At 68.9% G+C, this 20,980-nt stretch carries 16 protein-coding genes; 7 read left to right on the top strand and 9 right to left on the bottom strand.

From position 1 onward, the window contains the following. Nucleotides 1–353 precede the first annotated feature (353 nt). A complete protein-coding gene (locus tag G5C50_RS13975) occupies nt 354–650 on the top strand; it encodes a type II toxin-antitoxin system Phd/YefM family antitoxin (RefSeq protein ID WP_165070345.1) in 297 nt (98 codons plus the stop codon). A gap of 20 nt (nt 651–670) precedes the next feature. Here the strand turns inward: G5C50_RS13975 and G5C50_RS13970 are convergent, their stop codons facing one another. From G5C50_RS13970 to G5C50_RS13960, 3 genes are read right to left on the bottom strand one after another with little or no spacing between them, the layout of a single operon-like run. Then, on the bottom strand, nt 671–1,399 hold the full coding sequence (locus G5C50_RS13970; RefSeq protein WP_165070343.1) for a DedA family protein: 729 nt from the start codon (nt 1,397–1,399) through the stop codon (nt 671–673). Nucleotides 1,400–1,441: 42 nt separating this feature from the next. Continuing rightward, nucleotides 1,442–1,894 carry an ExbD/TolR family protein gene (locus G5C50_RS13965; protein WP_165070341.1) on the bottom strand — a complete coding sequence of 151 codons (453 nt, stop codon included), beginning with the start codon at nt 1,892–1,894 and terminating at the stop codon, nt 1,442–1,444. Between the two features lie 25 nt (nt 1,895–1,919). After that, nucleotides 1,920–2,780, bottom strand: a complete 861-nt coding sequence (locus G5C50_RS13960) for a MotA/TolQ/ExbB proton channel family protein (RefSeq protein ID WP_165070338.1) — start codon at nt 2,778–2,780, stop codon at nt 1,920–1,922. Nucleotides 2,781–2,972: 192 nt separating this feature from the next. Between G5C50_RS13960 and G5C50_RS13955 the strand changes: the two genes are divergently transcribed. Together G5C50_RS13955 and G5C50_RS13950 are read left to right on the top strand one after the other, a co-directional pair. Continuing rightward, nucleotides 2,973–4,451, top strand: a complete 1,479-nt coding sequence (locus G5C50_RS13955) for a DUF1501 domain-containing protein (protein WP_165070335.1) — start codon at nt 2,973–2,975, stop codon at nt 4,449–4,451. 22 nt (nt 4,452–4,473) lie between these two features. After that, a complete protein-coding gene (locus G5C50_RS13950) occupies nt 4,474–5,331 on the top strand; it encodes an alpha/beta hydrolase (protein WP_165070332.1) in 858 nt (285 codons plus the stop codon). 334 nt (nt 5,332–5,665) lie between these two features. Here the strand turns inward: G5C50_RS13950 and G5C50_RS32335 are convergent, their stop codons facing one another. The 3 genes from G5C50_RS32335 to G5C50_RS13940 form a co-directional block, all read right to left on the bottom strand. Continuing rightward, nucleotides 5,666–5,878, bottom strand: a complete 213-nt coding sequence (locus G5C50_RS32335; RefSeq protein ID WP_206107698.1) for a hypothetical protein — start codon at nt 5,876–5,878, stop codon at nt 5,666–5,668. A 377-nt stretch (nt 5,879–6,255) separates the two neighbouring features. Then, nucleotides 6,256–8,793 carry an ATP-dependent helicase HrpB gene (hrpB, locus tag G5C50_RS13945; protein ID WP_165070329.1) on the bottom strand — a complete coding sequence of 846 codons (2,538 nt, stop codon included), beginning with the start codon at nt 8,791–8,793 and terminating at the stop codon, nt 6,256–6,258. An 84-nt stretch (nt 8,794–8,877) separates the two neighbouring features. Continuing rightward, a complete protein-coding gene (locus G5C50_RS13940) occupies nt 8,878–10,365 on the bottom strand; it encodes a peptidylprolyl isomerase (RefSeq protein ID WP_165070326.1) in 1,488 nt (495 codons plus the stop codon). Between the two features lie 397 nt (nt 10,366–10,762). On the opposite strand from G5C50_RS13940, the gene G5C50_RS13935 reads away from it, so the two are divergent. After that, nucleotides 10,763–14,494 (top strand): serine/threonine-protein kinase, encoded by a 3,732-nt coding sequence (locus G5C50_RS13935; RefSeq protein ID WP_165070324.1) that lies wholly within the window; start codon nt 10,763–10,765, stop codon nt 14,492–14,494. Nucleotides 14,495–14,564: 70 nt separating this feature from the next. On the opposite strand, the gene G5C50_RS13930 is transcribed toward G5C50_RS13935, so the two are convergent. Next, complete coding sequence (locus G5C50_RS13930) at nt 14,565–15,053, bottom strand: PaaI family thioesterase (protein ID WP_165070321.1); 489 nt, start codon at nt 15,051–15,053, stop codon at nt 14,565–14,567. Nucleotides 15,054–15,138: 85 nt separating this feature from the next. On the opposite strand from G5C50_RS13930, the gene G5C50_RS13925 reads away from it, so the two are divergent. The 3 genes from G5C50_RS13925 (at nt 15,139) to fabF (ending at nt 18,258) form a co-directional block, all read left to right on the top strand. Then, the gene (locus tag G5C50_RS13925) at nt 15,139–15,597 is read left to right on the top strand and encodes a MarR family winged helix-turn-helix transcriptional regulator (protein ID WP_165070319.1); all 459 of its coding nucleotides are present in this window, start codon (nt 15,139–15,141) and stop codon (nt 15,595–15,597) included. Between the two features lie 68 nt (nt 15,598–15,665). Beyond that, nucleotides 15,666–16,994: a 4Fe-4S binding protein gene (locus tag G5C50_RS13920; RefSeq protein WP_165070316.1), complete on the top strand. Its 1,329-nt coding sequence runs from the start codon at nt 15,666–15,668 to the stop codon at nt 16,992–16,994. A gap of 19 nt (nt 16,995–17,013) precedes the next feature. Continuing rightward, nucleotides 17,014–18,258, top strand: a complete 1,245-nt coding sequence (fabF, locus tag G5C50_RS13915) for a beta-ketoacyl-ACP synthase II (RefSeq protein ID WP_165070314.1) — start codon at nt 17,014–17,016, stop codon at nt 18,256–18,258. A 45-nt stretch (nt 18,259–18,303) separates the two neighbouring features. Here fabF and G5C50_RS13910 read toward each other — a convergent pair whose 3' ends face one another. After that, nucleotides 18,304–19,491, bottom strand: coding sequence for a trans-sulfuration enzyme family protein (locus tag G5C50_RS13910; RefSeq protein WP_165070312.1), 1,188 nt, complete (start codon nt 19,489–19,491; stop codon nt 18,304–18,306). Between the two features lie 52 nt (nt 19,492–19,543). Then, a complete protein-coding gene (locus G5C50_RS13905; protein ID WP_165070309.1) occupies nt 19,544–20,704 on the bottom strand; it encodes a PP2C family protein-serine/threonine phosphatase in 1,161 nt (386 codons plus the stop codon). Between the last annotated feature and the right edge of the window lie 276 nt (nt 20,705–20,980).

Genomic DNA, 20,980 nt, shown 5'->3' with positions numbered 1-20,980 from the left:
TTCACCCCACTCCCAAGGCCCGATCTTCACGCCCTCAATCGTCCACCCAAATCCTTAAGGCCATGGCTTCGACCCTTGCATGGGCGGGACGTCCTCGTAAAATGGTGAGACCGCAGTCGCGCGGAATGCACGTCTCGGCCGAAGCAGCAGGGGGCCGTCGGGCGCTGGACCTGCTTAATAGAATCTCATAAGGGCGGATCGTCGCCCGCACCGAAGACGCATATTCAAAAAGGGATCTCGGAATTCGTCGCATCCGTCCGGATCGCCCAGAGCGTCCGTCCGGTCGTGCGGCGCGCGGAAGACCTCCGAGGATCGGGGGCGTCGCATCAACTTGATTGGCGGAGGCCTGGTTCATGGCGGAGAAGACGTCGGACTCACCCGTGCGGATCATCGGCAGTCGAGAGCTGCACCAGAACCTGCCGGGGATTCTCCGGGAGCTGGAGAACGACAAGGTCCGTTACGTCCTCACCGTCCACGGCAAGCCCCGCGCGGTCCTCGTCGGCGCCGAACCGTACCTCAGCATGATCCTCAACGGCAAGAAGTCGAGCGAGGCGCTGGTCGGGCTTCAGCTCACCGCGCTTTTGGGAGGCGACCTCGGCGCCGTGCCTCTCGACGACCTGGAGAGGGCCCTCGACCAGCGCGGCGACTGAGTCTCGGAGGCTTCGCCGGATCACTCGGCGACGTCGGCCGTCTCCCGTTCGGCGCCCTTCTCGGCCGGCTCGTCATCCTTCGCCGCAGATTCGACCGCCTTCTTCGCCTTGCTCCGCGCCCGGATGAACTCCACGACCGCGGGGAGGACCGAGACGACCAGGATCGCCAGAATCACCAGCTTGAAGTTCTTCTGGACGATCTCACTGCCGGCGAACCACCAGCCGCCGAGCAGGAACATCGCGACCCAGGCGACCCCTCCGGTGACGTTGTAAAGCGCGAACCGCCCGTAGTTCATCCGACCGATGCCCGCCACGAACGGGGCGAACGTCCGGACGATCGGCATGAACCGGGCCAGGATGATCGTGACCGCGCCGTACTTCTCGTAGAACTCGTGGGCCTGCATCAGGTGGTTGCGGTTGAGGAGCCGAGAGTCCTCACGCGAGAAGACCTTGGGGCCGATGTACCAGCCGATCGCATAGTTGAGGGCGTCGCCCAGGATCGCCGCAATGATCAGGAGCACGGTCAGCGGCAGGAGCTTGATCGGCGACTCCGGGTGCGCGGCCACCGCGCCGGCGGCGAAGAGCAGCGAGTCGCCCGGCAGGAAGGGGGTCACCACCAGGCCCGTCTCGGCGAAAATGATCGCGAAGAGGATCACGTAGAGCCAGGGCCCGACCATCTGGGCCATCTGGTTGAGCGACTCCGGGCTGAAGTGGATCACGAACTCGAAAAGCTGTCGGGCGAGCTCCATCGTCGACTCCAAAGTGGTGCGGTCGGGCAGGGCGGTCGGGCGTCAGGGGGCTTCCGATCCCCCGGTTTTCTTCGATTCGTCGCGAGAGCGGACCGGGAGCCGGACGTTGCGGATTCCGGCCGTGTCGCAGACCGAGAGGACGTCGGCCAGGTCCTGGTAGGCTAGGGTCGCCTCGCCTCGGATCATCACGCCCTGGTTGGCGTATCGCGAGCGGGCCCGGGTGAGGAGGGCGGTCAGCGAGCCCAGGTCGTGAACGTCTTCCCCCACGGCGACTTTCCCGGGCGCGACCACGGTCAGCACCAGATCGTCGGGGGCGGCGGTCAGCGGGGCGGCGTCGGCGACTTCCGGCACCTTCACCGCGAACTCGCTCTCGTCCCAATCATACAGACGAGTGGCCGCCATGAAGAACACCAACAGGCAGAGGATGACGTCCACCATGGGCGTCATGTTGATGAAGGGCGACTCGTCCTGGGCCTGGAGGCGGCTGGAAAGCATGCGGGTGCCTCGGGGAATCACGGCGTCAGACGACGCGCGTCTCCTGGGTGCGAGAGACGTCGCCGGGCAAGCCCTGAGGGACGCGACGGTCGAGCGCCGCGGGCCGGACGACGTCGCCGGAGACCATGTCCACGACCTGCCGCGCGTACTCGTCGACCTCGCGGGTCAGGACCTCCAGGCGGTTGAGCAAGAAGTAATACGCGGCGACGGCGAAGATGGCGATCCCCAGCCCGAAGGCCGTGGCCACGAGCGCCAGGCTGATCCCCTGGGCGAGCATCTCGCCTCGCTGCGGGCCGGCCTTCCCTCCCAGGGCGTCGAACGACTGGATGATGCCGACGACCGTCCCCAGCAGTCCTAGCAGCGGGCCGAGCGTCGCCATCGCGGAGAGGACCCGGAGGTTCCGCTTCAATTCCACGACCTCGCCCGCCGAGTCGAAGGCGACCGTCTGGCGGATCTCGGCCCCGGGCCGGCCCCAGGCACGGACGGCGTGGCCGAAGACGCGGCCGGCGACGCAGTCGTGGGCCTTGCACAGCTCCAACGCCCGGTCGCGGTCGAGTTTGCCTGACGCCAACCGCTCCAGGAAGCGATCGACGAAGTCGGGCGGGGCGATCCGCTTCCGCCGAAGCGCCAGGAACCGCTCCAAGGCAAACCCGACGGTGAGGATCGAGCACGCGGCCAGCGGCCAGAGCATCGGGTTGGCCGTCAAGAGCATGCGGCGCATCGCGTTGCGATCGACGGCCGGCTTGGCCTCAACCGTCGGCGCTGACGTCCCGCCGGCGGCGGGAGCCGGCGGCGGCGCCGAGGCGTCCTGTCCCCTCGCGACGGCCGCGGAGAGGCAGACAAGCGCAGCCAGCATCCGGAGGAACTTCGAGCGGAAATGGGACATCGAGGCTCCTTCCGGTTGGCTGGGCCGTCCCGAGGCGGCCATTCGTGGATTTTACCGCTCCCCCCGACCCTGTCAATCGAACCGTCTGCGCGGAAACCCCTCGCAAACTTCGAGTTTGGGTGGGATCCCGCCGCACGAGAGTGTAGTGTGTAACACCTGCAAAACGCCGCCCAACCCCGGAGGACGCGACTCATGGACCGACCGGGCCCCCGCCAGCCGGCTCACAGCCACGCCCATGACCACGGCCAGGGACACGCCTTCACGGGCCTCCGCGCCCGCGAACGCGAAGGCCTCGTCGTCGCCGACCGCCGAGGCATGCTCAAGGCGAGCCTCGCCGGCCTCGCCGGACTCTCCATGCCCGACCTGCTGCGGCTCCGCGCAACGGCCTCCGGCACGCGACCGCCCGGAGGCAAGGCCGTCATCCTCCTCTGGATGGCCGGCGGCCCCAGCCAGATCGACACCTGGGACCCCAAGCCCGGCCGACCGCTGGAGAACCGCGGACCGTTCGGGACGATCCAGACCAAGCTCCCGGGCGTCCTGATCTGCGAGCACCTGCCGAAGCAGGCCGCGATGCTCGACAAGTTCACCATCCTCCGATCGGTCGACGCCCAGCACAGCAACCACGAGCCCAACAAGGTCTTCCAGACCGCCAACCTGGACGCCGAGCCCCGCGTCAGCCCGAGCAAGGACCTCTATCCGTCCATCGGCTCGATCGTCGCCAGGCACCACGGCTCCAACGCGCCGGGGATCCCGCCATACATCGCCTTCCAGACCTCGCGGACCCACGTCGCCTACGCCGGCTATCTCGGCAAGCGGTACGACCCGTTCATCGCCAACCAGGCCTGCAAGCTGCCGATCTACAACAACGTCGGCGTCGACTCCGGCCGGATGTCTCCCGCCGGGTTCTTCAACCTCCCCGGCGGCCTGACCCACGAACGCCTGAAGAACCGCCGCGCCTTGCTGGAAGACCTCGACAACCTCCGCCGCACTCTGGACAGTTCCCCCGACGTCGCCGCGATGGACCGTTTCAACCAGGAAGCCGTTGACCTCCTCGTCGGCCGTCGCGCCCAGCAGGCCTTCGACCTGGAGAACGAGCCGAAGGAGAGCCGCGAGCGCTACGGCAAGCACCTCTGGTGTCAGCAGGCCTTGCTGGCCCGTCGTCTGGTCGAAGCCGGCGCGGCCTTCGTGACGCTCGACCTGAGCTACCACACGGCTTCCGGCACCTGGGACACCCACGGCGACAACATCCCCCCCTACGGCGGCATCAGCAAGGGGCTCAAGCCGCTGCTCCCCCTGTTCGACCACCTCATCACCACGCTGGTCTCCGATCTTGAAGAGCGCGGGATGCTCGACGACGTGTTGGTCGTGGCGATGGGCGAGTTCGGCCGGACGCCCCAGATGGGGACGCAGGGAAGCACCGACGGCCGCAACCACTGGAACCCCGTCATGTCGATGTGCCTGGCCGGCGGCGGCCTGAAGCATGGCCAGGTCATCGGCTCGACCGAGGCCGACGGCGGCCACATCAAGGACCGCCCGATCCGCCCCAGCGACCTCGCCGCCACCATCTACCGCCACATGGGCGTACCGCTCGACGCGACCTACGAGGACACCGAGGGCCGCCCTCACTTCATCGTCGCCGACAACGGCCAGCCCATCGCCGAGTTGTTCTGACCTCTGCCGGAGCCTCCTCTCCATGAACGCCCCGATCCTGCTCCTCGCCCTGGCTGCTTCCGCGTGGGCCGACGACGTGGTCGTCCGCAAGGACGTCTCGTACCTCGGCCCCGACCGCGCGGAGAAGCTCGACCTGTACCTGCCGGCGGCCGAGCCCAAGCCCGGCGAGACCCGGCCGGCGGTGGTCATCATCCACGGCGGCGGCTGGACGGGGGGCGACAAGGGGGCCAAGCGCGAGATCCAGATCGGCACGACCCTCGCGCAGCACGGCTACGTCTGCGCCAGCATCAACTACGTCCTGGCCAAGCCCGGCAGCCCGACCTGGCCCGACAACCTCAAGGAGTGCAAGCGGGCCGTCCGCTGGCTCCGCAAGAACGCCGCCGAGCTGCACGTCGACACCGACCACATCGGCGCAATCGGCGGCTCGGCCGGCGGCCACCTAACGGCCATGCTCGCCGTGACAGACCCATCCGACGGCTTCGAGCCGGCCGAGGATCCCGGCATCTCCACCCGCGTCCAGGCCGCCGTCCCGATGTACGCCCATATGGCCGCCGGCTTCGACCGCGACCACTCCATGTTCAAGTCCAAGCTCAAGGACGACCCCGAGACTTACCGCCTCGCCGCCCCCATCGAGCACGTCACCAAAGACGACCCGCCCATGCTCCTGCTCCACGGCACGGCCGACACGACCACGCCCATCGAGCACTCCAATAAGATGGCCGCCAAGCTCAAGGAGATCGGCGTCCCCTCGCAACTGGTCATCGTCGAAGGCGCCCCGCACAGCTTCGCCCTCAAGCCCCGCCAACGCGACCTGACGGACCTCGTCGTCGGCTTCTTCGACGAGCACCTCAAACCGGCGAAGACCGCCGCAGGACGCTGATCATCCAGCTAGATGTCTTCACGCGTCGCTTCGGGCTCTGGGAGGGGCGCGTCGTAATCGAGGACGGGCTCGGACAAGGCCCTACGAAATCGCTCAAATTCCTCGGTAAGATCCTCTACGCTTCCGCCGTTGAGGACCATAGGTTCAGCGCTCCAGCTCTGGACGCTCCCATCATCGTCGTAATAGACCGAGTACACGGCGTATCGACCGGCCCTGACCATGACACGATAATTCCAGAACATCACTGCACCTGAGGGAATGCGCCCCGCTTCTCCATCGGCTCGTCCGAATCCGAAGCCTCGATCAGGGAGTCCATGCCGGCGATGACGTCATCTCAGACCGGGGAGCCCTTCTCATCGTCCTTTGATTTTGATTCCTCCATTCCGAGGCTATGTTCCCGAAGAAAGATATCGCCCCTGGCATGCGCGATTCCATCTTCCAGGCTCTGCTTCAAACGCTCGAAGAGCGGCTTTCGTGATCGATCGCTCATACGTCCGAGATCTCCCTTTGCCGCGACGCGGTTCGTCCATGCTGCCAGCATCAGCATTATATCCACAATCGAAGTACGAGTTCCGAAGGCTGAAGCGTGGGTAAGAAGCAAGTCGGTCCAGCGTCCGCGCCGGCCCCCCCTCATCCGGCCCTTCGGGCCAATACTGTTCGGCACGGGAATTGAGCTTCAGAAGAAGCGATGGAAACCTCCCTTCTCCCCTGGTGGGAGAAGGTGCCCCGTAGGGGCGGATGAGGGGGGTCATAACCGTCGGCGGACGTTGGGATCCCCCTCATCCGGCCTTCGGCCACCTTCTCCCACCAGGGGAGAAGGGAGGCAATCGCCTCCGATGGCTTATATGCAAGTCGTGCCGAACAGTATTGGCCCGAAGGGCCGCCTTCCCCCGCGAGGGGGGAAGGCCATCATGATTTCAGCCGCTACCTCGGCCGGGGCGTCCTCACTGGCGCCTGGGCGGTGGTGGGGTCTTCGGGCCAGGGGTGTTTGGGGTATCGGCCGCGGAGGTCCTTGCGGACCTGGTGGTAAGTCGTCGCCCAGAAGCTGCGAAGGTCGGACGTCACCTGGACGGGGCGGTGGTTGGGGCCGAGGAGTTCCAGCAGCAGCGGAACGCGGCCCCGGGCGAGGCGAGGGGCTTCGGGCCAGCCGAACAGTTCCTGAAGCTTGGCGGCAAGCACGGGCTGGCGGCCGGGCTCGTAGTCGAGCCGGACGTGTCGGCCGCTGGGGATCGTGATCGAGGTGGGGGCGCAGGCGTCTAGCTCGCGGGACTGCGCCGGCGTGAGCAGGCCCTCCAGGTAGACGGCCTTCGGGGCCTTGCGGACCTCGTCCGTCCGCGTCTTGCAATGGCAGAGCATCTCCAGCGGGCCGGCGAGCGCCTCGTCGGTGAACTCGGGCCATTCCAGTTCGGGGACGGCCTGGCGGACGAACTCGTAGCGGGCCAGCCACGAGGCCGCCGCCGGATCCTCGCGGAAGACCTCGCCGGCGCGAGGGCGGAGGGCCTCGAACAGAGCGACAGACGCCTCGCGGGCGTCGGGGGGCTTCGCCGGGTCCTCGCGGATCAGGATGTCTTCATACCAGAGCCGGTTCATCGCGGCGACGCGTTCGCGACTCGGGTCGTACTCGACGCTCCGCTCGCGGCGGATCGACTGCGGCTCCAACTCCTCCAGCCATTCCAACCTCACGGCGCTCGCCAGCGAGACCTGCAACTCGAGCGTCCCCCGGCGACGGTCCTCGCGCGGGTCCAACGCCAGGAAGAACTCCCCGTCGCGGACGACCGACTCCGGCGCCAGCCGCACGCCCCGGCCGCCGACCATCACCCCCGTCTCCTCGGCCCCCCGACGCTTCACCACGCGGTCGGGATAGGCCAGGATCAGGAGCTTCAACAGGGCCTCCTCGCGGGCCGATTCGTCGAGCGCGGGGGCGTCGCCGACCTCCAGTCGCGAGCCCAGGCGAACGAGGTCGTCGCGGATCTTCGCAGCCTGTCGCGCCGCGCCGGGATCAATCCCCCGATCGGTCAAAGACAGAGAGAACCGAGCCCTCTCTGCCTCAGCCAACAGGTCCAGGCGGCCGAGCATGTCGGAGAGGCCGCGATGACCTCCCGACCGCCGACGTGAGGCGACGTCCTTCTCGGAGAGCAACGCGGCGAGCGCCGCGCCTTCGTGCAAGAGCCCTTCCTCGGCCGCAGCCAGCAGCAATCGCGAGAGACGAGGATGGACGGGGAGCATCAGCATCCGCTCGCCCGTCGGGGTGATCCGGCGCGTGCCCGGATCGAACGCCCCGAGCCTCGCCAGCAGGGCTTCGGCGGCGCGGACGCGGTCGGGCTCGGGGGCCTCGTACCAGCCGAAGTCGGCGGGCTCGGCCACGCCCCAGGAGTGGAGCGTCAGAAGCGTCGAGCCCAGGTCGACGCGGCGGATCTCGGGAGCCTCGAACGGTTCGAGCAAGGCGTGCCGCTGCTCCGACCAAAGCCGGATGCAGCACCCGGGGCCAGTCCGCCCGGCTCGTCCGGCGCGCTGGTCGGCGGAGGCCCGGCTGATCGGTTGTAGGTCCAGACGATCGAGCCCCCGGACGGCGTCGTGGCCGGCGACCCGCGCCAGGCCGGAGTCGATCACCGTCGTCACGCCGTCGATCGTCAGCGAGGTCTCGGCGATGTTGGTGGAAAGGATGATCTTGCGACGATCTGTAGGCCGGAGCGCCGCATCCTGCTCGTCGGGCGGCAGCGATCCGTGAAGGGGGAGGACGCGGGCGTCGTACCGCGAGGCGATCGGCGACAGCTCGGCCTGGGCGCGACGGATCTCGGCCATGCCTGGGAGGAAGACCAGGACGTGCCCGCGATCGGGAGAGTCGGCCAGGGCGTCTGAGACGGCCGCCGCGATCACGCCCGGGTCGGACGGCCGGGAGGCGTCGCGATACTGGATCGAAACCGGATGCGTCCGACCCGGGACCTGGACCACCGGCGCGTCCAGGAACCGGGCGACGGGTTCGGCGTCGAGTGTGGCGGACATCACGACGATCCGAAGGTCGGGCCGAACCTCGCGGCGGACCTCGCGGAGCAGGGCGAGAGCCAGGTCGGTGTGCAGGCTCCGCTCGTGGAACTCGTCGAGGACGACAGTCCCAACCCCCTCCAGGAACGGGTCGGCCAGGAGCCGGCGGGAGAGGATCCCCTCGGTCATGACGACGAGTCGAGAGTCGGCCGAGTCGCGGCGATCGAAGCGGACGTGGTAGCCGACTTCACGGCCGAGAGTCCAGCCCTGCTCGTCGGCGATCCGAGCGGCCGTCGATCGGGCGGCGACCCGCCTGGGCTGGAGCACGACGACCCGGCCGGGCGTCCCGCGACGGACGATCGCCGGCGGGACGCGGGTCGTCTTGCCGGAGCCCGGCTCGGCGACCAGAACCAGAGCGCCTCGGGCGTCCAGGTCGTCGAGGATCCGGGGCAGGGCCGGGTCAATGGGGAGCGGCGTCATGGCGGGCGGAACTCGGTCGGGCTTCGAAACGCGACGAAGCGGGGTCGCCCCCGCTTCGCGGTCGTTCGACGGGTCCCGTCCAGGTTAACTTGAGCTTCGGATCTTGAGAACGGGGACCAGGTGGCCGTTGATGTAGCGGTAGTACGTGCCGGTCGGCTTGAGCGTCTGGCCGTTGCTGGCGCGGCCGCGGGCCTCGCCGGCGTAGGCGTAGTCGGTGTTGGCGTTGGCCCGGAAGCGGACCCGCCCGGCTCGGCCGATCAGCTTGTTCTGACCGTCGCCGGCGACCAGCGTGGTCTTGCCGAACCAGCCGTGGGAGATCGAGTAGCCGCCCCCCGCCGTGACCCTGTTCTTGCCCCCCTGGCCGCCGTCGGCCGTCGTGGGGACGGTGACGGAGTTGTCGACCGTGATGTTGTCGTTGGCCTTCGAGCCCTGAACGATGATCTGGGAGAGGCTGTCCGGCGACGGCTGAGTCGTGTCGAGCACGCCGTTGACGAACACCTGGACCTGCTGCGAGGCAGGGATCGTCGGGGCGGCGACCTGCTTGACCTCGATCGTGTTGGTGCCGCCGAAGAACTTGCCCAGGGCGATCGGCGTGGCGATCAGCACGTCGCCGATCTGGCGGACGGCCTGGGTGTCGCCGGCGACGTAGACGGTGAACTTCTGCGAGGTCGTCGTGCCGTCGGCCGGGTCGGTCGCCGTCACGGTGATCGTGGCCTTGGACCCTGGCGCGGCCTTGGTCGTGTCGATCAGCAGCGCGCCGTTGGGGTTCGTGTCGGAGATCGTCGAGCTGGTGATGGTCACCGGATTGACCGGGACCGAATTCTCGCCCGAGGAGTTGGTGGTGACGGAGACCTGCGAGAGCTTCTCCAGCGTGTCGTAGCCTGAGACCTGCTGGCCGAAGATCGTGTACTTCTGGTTGAGCGACGACTGCGGGCCGTAGGTGATGAAGAACTGTGCGTCGCTGGAGTTGGCCGAGCCCGTATTGGCCATGGCGAGCTGGCCGTAGCTGCTGAAGTCGACCGACGGAGTGACCTCGGTGCCGATCGGCGTCACGCCGCTGCTCGACGAGGTGCTGGTGGGGCTGTCGGAACCGCCCTGCGCGACGAATCCGGCGAAGATCCGGGGGAAGTAACGGCCGGTGTCGACGTAGTAGCCGTTGTTGCTGAAGTTCGTGATCCGCTGGACCGTGTTCGGGGCGACTTCAGGGAAGAACTGGAACGTCATCGGCTCGTTGATGATCGTGGGGTCGGAGCCCCCGGCCGAGAGGTGCAGGACGTCGATCGTCCAGAACTGGCCGTCCGCCACGGAGACCGAGATGTTCGGGTTGTCCGAGGTCGCCGTGAACGTCTGATCCGTGGCCCCGGAGGCGCTGCCGTCCAGGGTTAGCTGGTAACCTTCCCCGGCCGGCGCGGCGACGTCCGGAATCGCGGCCAGCGAGGCGGTCATCAACTCACGGCCTTCGAGGGGCTCGAAGGCGGGACGGCGCTTGGCTCGGGCGGCGGAGCGCCAGGCTGTTCCGCTTGCTTGCGGGAACGCAAGAAACGGCTTCCTCCGAAGGATCCTGTGCCACATACGCTGCCTCCTGGCGCCGCCAGTCCTGTCCATGCCTGCCACGACACGTCCGGCCTTGGCCGAAGCGTCCGAAGTTTTGTATCGACCGCCAGGGTTTTTCGGCTTGAGTCGGTTTAAGGAGAGGTTCACGGGCCGCCGCCCGCCAAGGGTCTCATTGACAGCGGAAGGCTCCGGCCTATATAGTTGGATAGGCTCCGCGTCACAGCATGCACGTATGGGCCTCACGTCCCGCGGTTGAGCAGTCGTCTCTCGTCTCGAAACGCCAGGGATGCGCACGGACGTCCTGTTTGGGGGATGAGCCCCTTTGAGCGATCACGAGACCCCGACGCCTCCCCCCGACCCTCGGAGCGGTCGTGCGCCCTCCCCGGGCTCGCGGAGCCATGCGTCGGCGCGCGGAATGGCCGCGGGACAGACGCCCGGCGACGAGGCCGACGGCTCGCCGACCGTCCTCCGCGGGTCGAGCGCGAACTCGAAGCGATCGTCGGCCGTCGTCCGGTCCACGCCGACGCCGCCGCTCCCTCGCGCCGGCGACGTCCTGGGGACGTTCGTCCTGGAAGAGGCCATCGGCGCCGGCGGGATGGGGGCCGTCTTCCGGGCCCAGGACACCACGCTCGACCGCGAGGTCGCCCTGAAGCTCCTCCCCCCTGACCAGGTGGACGATCCCGAGGTCGTCCAGCGGTTCTATCAAGAGGGGAAATCGGCGGCCCGGCTCGATCATGAGAACATCGCGCGAGTCTACAGCCTGGGGCAGGACGGGCCGTACCACTACATCGTCTTCGAGTACGTCGCCGGCGAAACGGTCCGGAAACGGGTCGACGCGAACGGGCCGATGCCCGTCGCCGAGGCGGTGGACGTCACGCTCCAGATCGCCCAGGCTCTCGTCCACGCCTCGCTCCGGGGCGTCGTCCACCGCGACGTCAAGCCGTCGAACATCATCCTGACCCCCGAGGGGCGGGCGAAGCTGGTGGACATGGGCCTGGCCCGGCGGTTCGAGCGCCAGAGCGAGCGCGGCGGCCTGACCCAGACCGGCATGACCCTGGGGACGTTCGACTACATCAGCCCTGAACAGGCCCGCGATCCCAGGGACGTCGACGTCCGCAGCGACCTTTACTCGTTGGGCTGCACGCTCTTCCACATGCTGACCGGCCAGCCGCCGTTTCCAGGCGGCACCGTGCTCCAGAAGCTCTTGCAGCATCAGGAAGAGCCGCCGCCGGACGTCCGCGAGTTGAACCCCGCCGTGCCGCCGGCGCTGGCGAAGGTGCTCGACAAGCTGATGGCCAAGGACCGCGACCGGCGCTGCCAGTCGCCGGAGCAGCTCGTCCGCGACCTGCTGCACGTCGCCGGCCGAACCGGCCTGACACTGCCGCACGTCGAGACGGCCGTCGCGGCGAGCGTCGAGCGGCCGGCGTGGGAACGGCCGCTGGCTCTGCTCACCCTGGCCGGCTTTTTGATGCTGGGCGCCGGCCTCTTCTTCTGGGGACGCGACCTGATCGATCCGCCGACGGCGTCGCCCCCCGTCGAGTATCCGCCGCTGAGCGCCTCGCGGTCTTCGTCACCCGTCCCATCGACGGCGGCCGTCGCCGGCCCGGCCCTGGGGCCCCCTGGCGCGGTCTCGGCCTCATCCGCCTCGGCGACGGGCTCGACGACGCCGCGGAAGATCGACGTTCGTCCCGGCGAAGACCTGACCGCGATCCTGGCCTCGGCTCCTCACAAGGCGGTGATCACGCTCACCGGGGACGGCCCCTATCTTGTCGGCGGCCGACCGCCGACAGCCCGGGGCGATCAGGCTCCGCGCGACCTCACGATCCGCGCCGAGGCCGGCAAACGGCCGGTGCTCCGTTTCGCCGCCGACGCCCGATCCCCGGCGACCTCGCTGATCGCCTTCACTCGCGGCCGGCTGAACGTCGAGGGCCTCGTTTTCGAGGCCGAGGGCCGCGCGCTGGACGATCGGCTCGCCTCGATCCTGTTGGAAGACGCCGAGTTGCGCCTCAAAGGGTGCTCCTTCCGGCGTCCCGGCGATCCGGCGGCCGGACCGGGTTTGGTCGCCGTCCGCAGCCGGGTCTCCCATCCCGATCCGCCGTCCGGCGACCGACCGCCGCCGATCATCGCCGACCAGTGCCACTTCGATCCGGGCGCCGTCGCCGTCGACTGCGAGGGCCCCGCCGACGTCCAGCTTCACGACTGCACCTTCGGCCCTGGAGGGACCGCCGTCGCCCTTGACGACGACAGCGACGCCTCCGCCTCCGCCCCCTCGCGCGACGTCCTGATCGTCCGCTCCAGCTTCATGGCCGGCGCGGCCCCCGTCTTCCGGGTCCGCGGCCCCCAGGCGAGGTTCCAGGTCGACGACTGCGTGCTGGCCCCGACGGACGTCTCGACCGTCGTCGGCCCTCGGATCCTGGCCCTGGTCGACGCCCCTCGGGACCTGTCCTGGAACGGACGCTCCAACCTCTACGGCAAGTTCGACGTCCTGCTCGACGTTGCTGGGAAACCGAACTCCGACGAGGCGGTCCGCGATTTCGACCGCTGGCGGGCCGACCTCCGCGAGGCCCGCTCCTCGCTCGCGGCGACCCCCGTCTGGGAATCCCCCGACCCAACCCGCGAGCTGACCCAGAACCGCGAAGCTCCCTCAAAGGCGTTCCGGCTGGCCTCGGCGACGAACGTCGGCGCGCGCAAGGGCCCGTTCGGCGCCCTGATCGTCGCGGCTGGTCCCCCGCGACTCGCCGCGTCTGCGCTTGCGGCGGCCGACCTCGACGAGCCGGAGCCCGGTTCCCCGACCGTCGCATCACCCGACGAGCCCCGAGCCGAAACCTCCCTGCCCGGCGATCTCGCCCAGGGGGACCTTCCGGAACCGATGACGATGCCGCCGATGGAGACGGTGGACGCCGCCGAGGACGACTCCGGCGCACGCCCCTTCGAAGCGACCCCCGCGATGGGCGTCCCGAACGCCGCCGCGACGAAGGCCGCCGCCGAGCCCACGCGCCCGGCCCCCACCCACGAAGAGGCGACGGTTCCGGAAGAGGACGTGATCCGAAGTGCCGAGCAGCTGCGGGCTCTGATCGCCCACCACGCCCCGGCGGGCGGCGGAGAGCTGCGGCTCGGCTCGGGCGTCGATCTGGAGTTGGCGTCGCTGGACCTCCCGCCCGGCTCATGGACGATCGCCGCCGAACCCGGCGAGCGTCGCCATCGTCCCCGACTCCGGTTCCACCCCTCGCCGTTCGGCTCGCCGGCCTCCTGGAGCGCGCTCTTCCACGTCCCGTCGGGCGAGTTGAGACTGCGGGGCGTGGACGTGATCGTCCAGGACTTCGACCGCCAGTCGATGGGTCGGCTCGCAGCCTTCGTGGCGGCGGCCGGGGCGACCGTCGAGCTGACCGACTGCACGATCAGCCTCGTCGGCCAGGCCACGGCGCTTGCCGTCGCGGCCGTCGTCCCCCAACGCGCCGGAGGCTTCCCCGCCGATGGGATCCCGCCGCGGCCGGCCGTCATCCGAATCCGAGACGGCTTCCTCCGCACGGCGGGCGACGTCGTCGCGGTGGGGTCGAACCAGCGGCTCGAGTGCCGGCTGGACAACGTCGTCGCCGCCGCCGACGGCTCGCTGGTCCACGCCCAGGGCGGGACCTTGCCGACTCGCGAGGATCCATCGCTGAGCCTCCGCCTCGACCGCACCCTGGCCCGGGCGAAGGGAGGCCTGATCCACCTGGAAGGCTCGATCGACGAGACCGAGTTGCCACTCGCCCAGGTCGAAGCCCGGGACTCGGTCCTGAGCACCGGCGGCGACGGCTCGTCCCCCTTGTTCCGCGTCGACGGCCGAGGCCGCACCCGCGACCTCGCCGACCGGATCCGCTGGACGGGCGAAAACGTCGGCTACCACGACATCGCCGTCTACCGCGTGGACGACGGCGGCCAGACCGGCGTCCCTCCCCAGCGCTACACCCGTTCGGACTGGCTCAACAACTTCGTGGCCCGCGACGACGCCCCCGTCGTCGACGTCGACTTCGTCGACCGCAAGGCCCCGTCGCTTCCGGCGAAGTCGCTCTCGCCCGAATCCCTGCGACTCTCCCCGCGCAGCCCGCTCACCCGCAAAGGGCCGGACTTCGCCACCATCCCCACGCCCCCCAAGGCGGACTCCTGAGGCGGCGGAACGACCGACGGCGCTGATCGTGAAAGCACCATGGTCGTCAGGGCCGGTGTCGTCCTCCTGATCAGTCCGGCTTCCTGGGGAGTTCGTCCGGGCTTTCCGCAGCGTTCGGCCGGCCCTCGCTCCGACGGCCTGTCTTGGAGAGGCGCATGCAGGTGCTGGACGCCTTCGCCATCAATCGGCCGCGCGCGTCGCGGATCTCGCACTCGGTGTAGCCGATCGAACTCGTCGCCTGGACCACCCGGGCCTCCGCCGTGAGCAGGGCCGTCCGCACCGGGCGGAGGAACTGCATCTTCAGCTCGACCGTGGTCATCGACTCGCCGTCGGCGAGGGTCGCCCCGTAGGCCATCGCCATCGCCGCGTCGGCCAGGTCGCAGTAGACGCCGCCGTGCAGCGTCCCCATGGGGTTGTGATGCCTCGCGTCCGCGGCAAGCTCGAACACCGCCCGTCCCGGCTCCAACTCCCTGGCGACGATCCCCAGGAGTTGCATCGCGGGAGGCGCGGGGAGTTCGCCGGCCAGGATTTTGAGGCCCCGTTCAAGTATCGATGACATGACTCCCTCCGATCAAACCTCCAGCAGGGCGCCTCACTCGACGAGCCCCCTTGACCAGACCTTTCGTAGTATATACAACGTTAGTATGAAGCGAGACCCCCTCAAGCCGGAAATGCTCGAGACGGTGGCGACGGATTGCATCGCAGTCCGGGTGCGCCTCATCAACCGGGTTGTGACCGCCATCTACGACGAGGCGCTCAGGCCCAGTGGGCTTCGGGTCAGCCAGGGGAACATCCTGGTGGCGGTGGCCCGCCGGGGTGAGGCCAGGCCTACCGAGATCGCCCGACTCCTGCGGATCGAGAAATCGACGCTCAGCCGGGACGTGGAGGTCATGAAGAAGAAGGGCTGGCTGGAGTCGGACCCGCCGACCGGCGGGCGGAACCAGTTGCTCCGCGTCACGCCCGTGGGGCGGGACCTGCTCGCCCGGACCCAGCCCGCCTGGGAGAAGGCCCAAGCCGAGGCGAAACGGTTGATCGGCGACCCTGGCGTGGAAGCCATCCGTGAGATCGCGTCGAGGCTTGGCTGGGGCGCGGCCGCCGATTAACGCCGGCGGCTCATGGGCTTCGAGAACAATCGATCGCATTTGTTGTAGCTACAACAGAAGGAGTTCTCGTGACGAAGCTGGATCGGCATCCGAGCGTGGTTCGCCATCGGGAGCGGGCGAGGGCGGAGGCGCCGGATTCGCTGGACGCCGCCTGGCTGCGGCAACTCTGCCTCGACGCCGGGGCCGACGACGTCGGGTTCGTGGCGATCGGGCGTACCGAACTCGACGATCAGCGATCCGAGATCCTCTCCGCCTTCCCGACGACGCGGACGCTCGTCAGCCTGGTCTGCCGCCTCAACCCGGAGCCGATCCGGAGCCCGGCCCGATCGATCGCCAACCAGGAGTTCCACGCCAACTACGAGCATCTCGACGAGGTGACGCGCAAGGTCGTGCGGGCGCTCGGCGAGGCGGGCGTGCCGGCCCTGAATCCGACGTCCGCCTTTCCGATGGAGATGGACCGCTTCCCCGGGCGGATCTGGGTCGTCGCGCACAAGCCGGTCGCCGTTGCGGCCGGGTTGGGTCAGATGGGCCTGCACCGTTGCGTCATCCACCCGGTCTTCGGCAGCTTCATCAACCTGGGGACCATCCTGGTGGCGGCCGACGTCTCCGCCCAGGCTGCCCCGATCGACTACAACCCGTGCCTGGGCTGCAAGCTCTGCGTGGCGGCCTGCCCGGTCGGAGCCATTGGCGCGGACGGAGACTTCAACTTCTCCGCCTGCGTGACGCACAACTACCGCGAGTTCATGAACGGGTTCACCGACTGGGTCGCGACGATCGCCGACAGCCGCGACGGCGAGGATTATCGTCGCCGGGTCCCGGCGAACGAGTCGGCGTCGATGTGGCAGAGCCTGTCGTTCAAGGCGAACTACAAGGCCGCCTACTGCCTGGCCGTCTGCCCCGCGGGCGAGGACGTCATCGGGCCGTTCCTCGACGATCGCAAGACCTTTCTCGAGCAGGTCGTCGATCCCCTGAAGCAAAAGGAGGAGCCGATCTACGTCGTCCCCGGCTCGGACGCCGAGGCGCACGTCGCGAAACGGTTCCCGCGGAAGACGATCCGCCGCGTGCGCGGGATGCGTCCCGCGTCCATCCGCGGGTTCCTCTTCGGGATGAGGCTCACCTTCCAGCGCGAGGCCTCGCGGGGGTTGTCGGCCGCCTACCACTTCACGTTCACGGGGCGAGAACCTGCCGAGGCGACCGTCGTAATCAAGGATCGCAGGCTGACCGTTCAGGACGGGTTGGTCGGCGAAGCCCAGATGCGAATCACGGCCGACAGCGACGCCTGGATGGGCTTTCTGGCCAGGCGACGGAGCCTCGTCTGGGCGATGCTCCGCGGGAAGATCCGCGTCCGAGGCCCGCTGCGGCTCCTGGTCGCGTTCGGCAAGTGCTTCCCAAATTGACAGTCATGGAGGGCGATCAATGAAGCGTCCACGTCGAGTCGTGATCACCGGCATGGGGACGGTGAACCCGCTGGGGCTCAGCGTCGGGGCCACTTGGGAGGGTCTGTGCGCCGGTCGGAGCGGGATCGGAGCCATCGAGCAGTTCGACGTGAGCGCCTTCCCGGTCCGGTTCGCGGGCGAGGTGAAGGGATTCGACCCGACGAGCCTTCCCGATCCTCGCGCCGCGAAGCGAATGGACCGGATCTCGCAGTTCGCGGTCCACGCGGCCGTCGAGGCGGTTCGGGACAGCGGACTTGAGCTTTCGGTCGGCGACCCCTATCGCCGCGGCGTGATCCTGGGCTGCAGCATCGGCGGCCTGAACGAGTTCGAGGACGGGCACTCCTCTTATCTCAAGGGGGGGCCTCGGCGGATGAGTCCGTTCATCATCCCCAAGATGATGCCCAACGCCGCGCCGGCGTGCGTCGCCATCCAGTTCGGGCTCATGGGGCCGAGCGGCGCCGTGGCCTCGGCCTGCGCCTCCGCGGCGGACGCGGTCCACGACGCCTTCCGGGCCATCCAGCGGGGCGAGGCCGACGTCATGCTCTCCGGCGGCTCTGACGCCACGATCACGCCCCTGGGGCTTGGCGGGTTCGTCGCCGCCCGAGCCCTCTCGACGCGCAACGACGATCCGCAGACGGCGAGCCGACCGTTCGACCGCGACCGCGACGGTTTCGTGCTAAGCGAAGGGGCGGGCCTGGTCATTCTCGAGGAGTTCGAGCACGCCAGAGAGCGAGGGGCACGGATCTACGCCGAGCTGCTCGGATGCGGCCGGACGAACGACGCCTACGGGATCGCCGCCCCGCATCCGGACGGTCGGGGAGCCGTCCGCGCGATCCAGGCGGCCCTGCATGACGCGGGCCTCGAACCGGACGCCATCGACTACATCAACGCCCATGCCACCAGCACCGTCCTGGGCGATCAGGTGGAGACCCAGGCGATCAAGGAAGCGTTCGGCGACCGCGCCTATCGCGTGGCGATCAGCAGCACCAAGGGGATGACCGGACACCTTTGCGGAGCGAGCGGTGCCATCGAACTCATCGCCTCCGCATTGGCCATCGTCCAAGGGGTCGTCCCCCCGACGATCAACTACGAGAACCCCGACCCGACCTGCGACCTGGACTACGTCCCGAACGTCGCCCGCGAGATGCGCGTCCGCCACGCCCTGTCGACGAGCTTCGGATTCGGCGGCCACAACTCCTGCCTTGCAGTCGGCGCCGTGTCCTGATTGAAGAGATCGGCATCGAGCAGCGCTCTGACCGAGGGCTCGAACTCATGCAAACTCCAAAGCCTGGGCGAAGTCGTTCCAGAGGTCCTCGACGTCCTCAAGCCCCACGGAAAGGCGGACGAGGCCCGGGGTGACGCCCAGGCGTTCGAGGACTTCCGGGTCCTGGCCGCGGTGGCTGGTGGAGCAGGGGTGGCTGACGGTGGTGCGGGCGTCGCCCAGGCTGGGGGCGAAGGGGATGTCGCGCAGGCCTCGGATGAGGCGATCGGCCAGTTCGCGGCTGCCGACGTCGAACGAGACCATCGCGCCGAACCCCTTGGGGAAGAGTCGCCGCGCCAGGGCATGGTCGGGGTGCGAGACCAGCCCGGGATACATCGTCCGCTCGACCTTGGGATGAGCCTCCAGCCGACGGGCCAGTTCGAGGGCCGTCTGCGAGGTCCGCTCGACTCGCAGGGGGAGCGTGACGGCGCCACGAATCGCCATCCAGCAGTCGAACGGGTTGCCCGTCTGGCCGAACGTCGAGGCGACCGGCCGGATCCGCGAGATCAACTCCCGAGGGCCGACCACCGCGCCCAGGGTGACGTCGCCGTGGCCGCCGATCAGCTTGGTCAGCGAGTGGACGACCAGCGTCGCCCCCAGCTTGATCGGCTTGCAGAGCAGGGGGGCGAAGGTGTGGTCGACCAGCAGCGGTACGCCGGCCTCGGCCGCGACCGAGGCCACGCCCTCGAGGTCGCAGACGCGCAGGAGCGGGTTGGACAGGGTCTCGACCACGACGAGGCACGCGCCGGGGGGCTCGGCCAAAACGTCGCGAAGGGAATCGGGGTCGGACGGATCGAACAGGTCGTGTCCGACGCCGAAGCGGGCCAACTCGCGGGCGACCAGCGTGGTCGTCTTGCCGTAGAGCCCCTCCGAGAGGATGACGCGGGCCCCTTGCTCGGCCAGGGTCAGGACGCTCGCCGCGATGGCTCCCATGCCCGAGGCGCAGACCCAGCCGGCCTCCGCTCCTTCCAGACCGGCGACCTTGGCCGCAAGCTGGGCGGCGTTGGGGTGGCCGTCGCGGGCGTAGAAGAAGCCCTCGGCGCGGCCGCTGAAGAGGGCGTCGGCGTCGTCCAGCCCGGCGACCTGGTAGACCGAGGCCAGTTGGATCGGCGGCGCCAGGGGCTCGGTGATCGACCGGGGCGCCTCCGGAGAACGGGCGCAGCGGGTCGCGTCGGAGGCGGGCTCGTCGTGGGGCATCGGCGGGGTCCGTCGGGTTCGGGGGAGCGAGGCCGTCGGCCGGTCGATCAGGTCAGATCGGGACCTGTTTGCGATGGAACCGTCCGGCCTGGCCGAGCAGAGCGACCATCTCGCCGATCTCGCGGAGGACGACCCAGGAGTTGCCAGACTCCTGACCCTGGGCGAGCTTGCGACGGTGTTCGGAAAGCTGGTGCCAGTCGACCGACCAGGCCTGGGAAACGGCCGTCTCGCGGACGTCCTCGACAAGCTGGTGCAGCTTCTCGATCAGTTCTTCGCCGATGGTGCAATCGGCCGATCGGTAGCGGTGCTCGTCCTCGGGGGCCAGGGGCTGAAGCGGCTTGGGGCCGGTAAAGCGCTCCAGCAGACGGTCCTTCCACGACCTGGGGACGCCATTGGAGGCCTTGCCCTTCTTGGCGTCGGGGTCTTGCTGGTCGATCTCGCCGGACTCGGGATCGACCCACGGGCCGATCCGGACGATGACGACGGTGATGTTGTCCAGGCCGCCGCGGAGGTTGGCCAGGTGGACGAGGTACCGCGAGGCGTCCCTCGGGTGGAACGAGCCGGCGAAGGCGCCCATCTCGGGGTCCGTCACGGGTCCAGAGAGGCCGTCGGAACAGAGCAGGTAGACGTCCCCCTCCTTGACGGCCAGGGGGCCTTCCAGGTCGACCTCGACCTCGGCCGGGCCGAGGCTGCGCGTGATGACGTTCTTGGGGATCGAGACGTTGGCCTGCTCGGGCGTCAGGTGGTTGCGGCGGACCAGCTCCCAGACCAGGCTGTGGTCGAACGAAAGCTGGTCGATCCGATGGTCGCGAATCCGGTAGACGCGGGAATCACCCACGTGGGCGACCAGGGCGCCCTCAGGCAGGAGCAGCAGCGAGGAGCAGGTGGTCCCCATGCCGTCGAAGTCGCGGTTGGCGGCGGCCCGGACGTGGATCTGGGTGCTGACGTCGCGGAAGGCCTTGGCGATGGCCTCTCCCGGCGCGCCCGCCTTCGTCTTCATGTAGCTGTGCGGGATCAGGTCGCAGGCCATCTTGCTGGCCAGCTCTCCGGCGGCGTGCGCGCCCATGCCGTCGGCGACCATGAACAGGTGCCCGCGCCGCCGCCAGACCTCGCTGTTGGCCGCCCGGACGGCCGTGTGGCTGTCCTGATTGTTCTGGCGACGCATGCCGGTGTCGGAGGCCGAGGCGTCGATGATGATATCGTCCCAGTTCACATCCCGACCTTCGCAGAGGGTATCGGAAAAGGCGCCCGCCCCACCGCCGGACGAACGACCTGGGATTCATGGAATGCCACGCCGCGCGAGCCGGACGGCGCGCGACGTCGTGCCGACTTCTATCGGCAATTCTACCGCCGAGACGCAACGCCCCCCAGCGGCCTCCCGATTTTCTTCGGGTCCGTCGCGGGGCGGATCACGCCGTCAGCTTAGGAGAAAAGCCCGCGGGCCGACAAGCCGGCGCCGCCGAGCACGGCCATATTACTCCCGTCGCAG

Source organism: Paludisphaera rhizosphaerae (assembly GCF_011065895.1).
GTDB lineage: Bacteria > Planctomycetota > Planctomycetia > Isosphaerales > Isosphaeraceae > Paludisphaera > Paludisphaera rhizosphaerae.
Note: the sequence above shows the minus strand (reverse complement) of the source record. Positions and strands in the feature narration are given on the sequence as shown.

What these genes read in the sequence shown, in the direction of transcription:
- G5C50_RS13970 (WP_165070343.1), bottom strand. Translation starts at nt 1,399, where the DNA reads ATGGAGCTCGCCCGACAGCTTTTCGAGTTCGTGATCCACTTCAGCCCG.
- G5C50_RS13955 (WP_165070335.1), top strand. Translation starts at nt 2,973, where the DNA reads ATGGACCGACCGGGCCCCCGCCAGCCGGCTCACAGCCACGCCCATGAC.
- G5C50_RS32335 (WP_206107698.1), bottom strand. Translation starts at nt 5,878, where the DNA reads ATGCTGATGCTGGCAGCATGGACGAACCGCGTCGCGGCAAAGGGAGAT.
- G5C50_RS13925 (WP_165070319.1), top strand. Translation starts at nt 15,139, where the DNA reads ATGAAGCGAGACCCCCTCAAGCCGGAAATGCTCGAGACGGTGGCGACG.
- G5C50_RS13910 (WP_165070312.1), bottom strand. Translation starts at nt 19,491, where the DNA reads ATGCCCCACGACGAGCCCGCCTCCGACGCGACCCGCTGCGCCCGTTCT.
- fabF (WP_165070314.1), top strand. Translation starts at nt 17,014, where the DNA reads ATGAAGCGTCCACGTCGAGTCGTGATCACCGGCATGGGGACGGTGAAC.
- G5C50_RS13950 (WP_165070332.1), top strand. Translation starts at nt 4,474, where the DNA reads ATGAACGCCCCGATCCTGCTCCTCGCCCTGGCTGCTTCCGCGTGGGCC.
- G5C50_RS13960 (WP_165070338.1), bottom strand. Translation starts at nt 2,780, where the DNA reads ATGTCCCATTTCCGCTCGAAGTTCCTCCGGATGCTGGCTGCGCTTGTC.
- G5C50_RS13930 (WP_165070321.1), bottom strand. Translation starts at nt 15,053, where the DNA reads ATGTCATCGATACTTGAACGGGGCCTCAAAATCCTGGCCGGCGAACTC.
- G5C50_RS13975 (WP_165070345.1), top strand. Translation starts at nt 354, where the DNA reads ATGGCGGAGAAGACGTCGGACTCACCCGTGCGGATCATCGGCAGTCGA.
- G5C50_RS13965 (WP_165070341.1), bottom strand. Translation starts at nt 1,894, where the DNA reads ATGCTTTCCAGCCGCCTCCAGGCCCAGGACGAGTCGCCCTTCATCAAC.
- hrpB (WP_165070329.1), bottom strand. Translation starts at nt 8,793, where the DNA reads ATGACGCCGCTCCCCATTGACCCGGCCCTGCCCCGGATCCTCGACGAC.
- G5C50_RS13935 (WP_165070324.1), top strand. Translation starts at nt 10,763, where the DNA reads ATGGCCGCGGGACAGACGCCCGGCGACGAGGCCGACGGCTCGCCGACC.
- G5C50_RS13940 (WP_165070326.1), bottom strand. Translation starts at nt 10,365, where the DNA reads ATGTGGCACAGGATCCTTCGGAGGAAGCCGTTTCTTGCGTTCCCGCAA.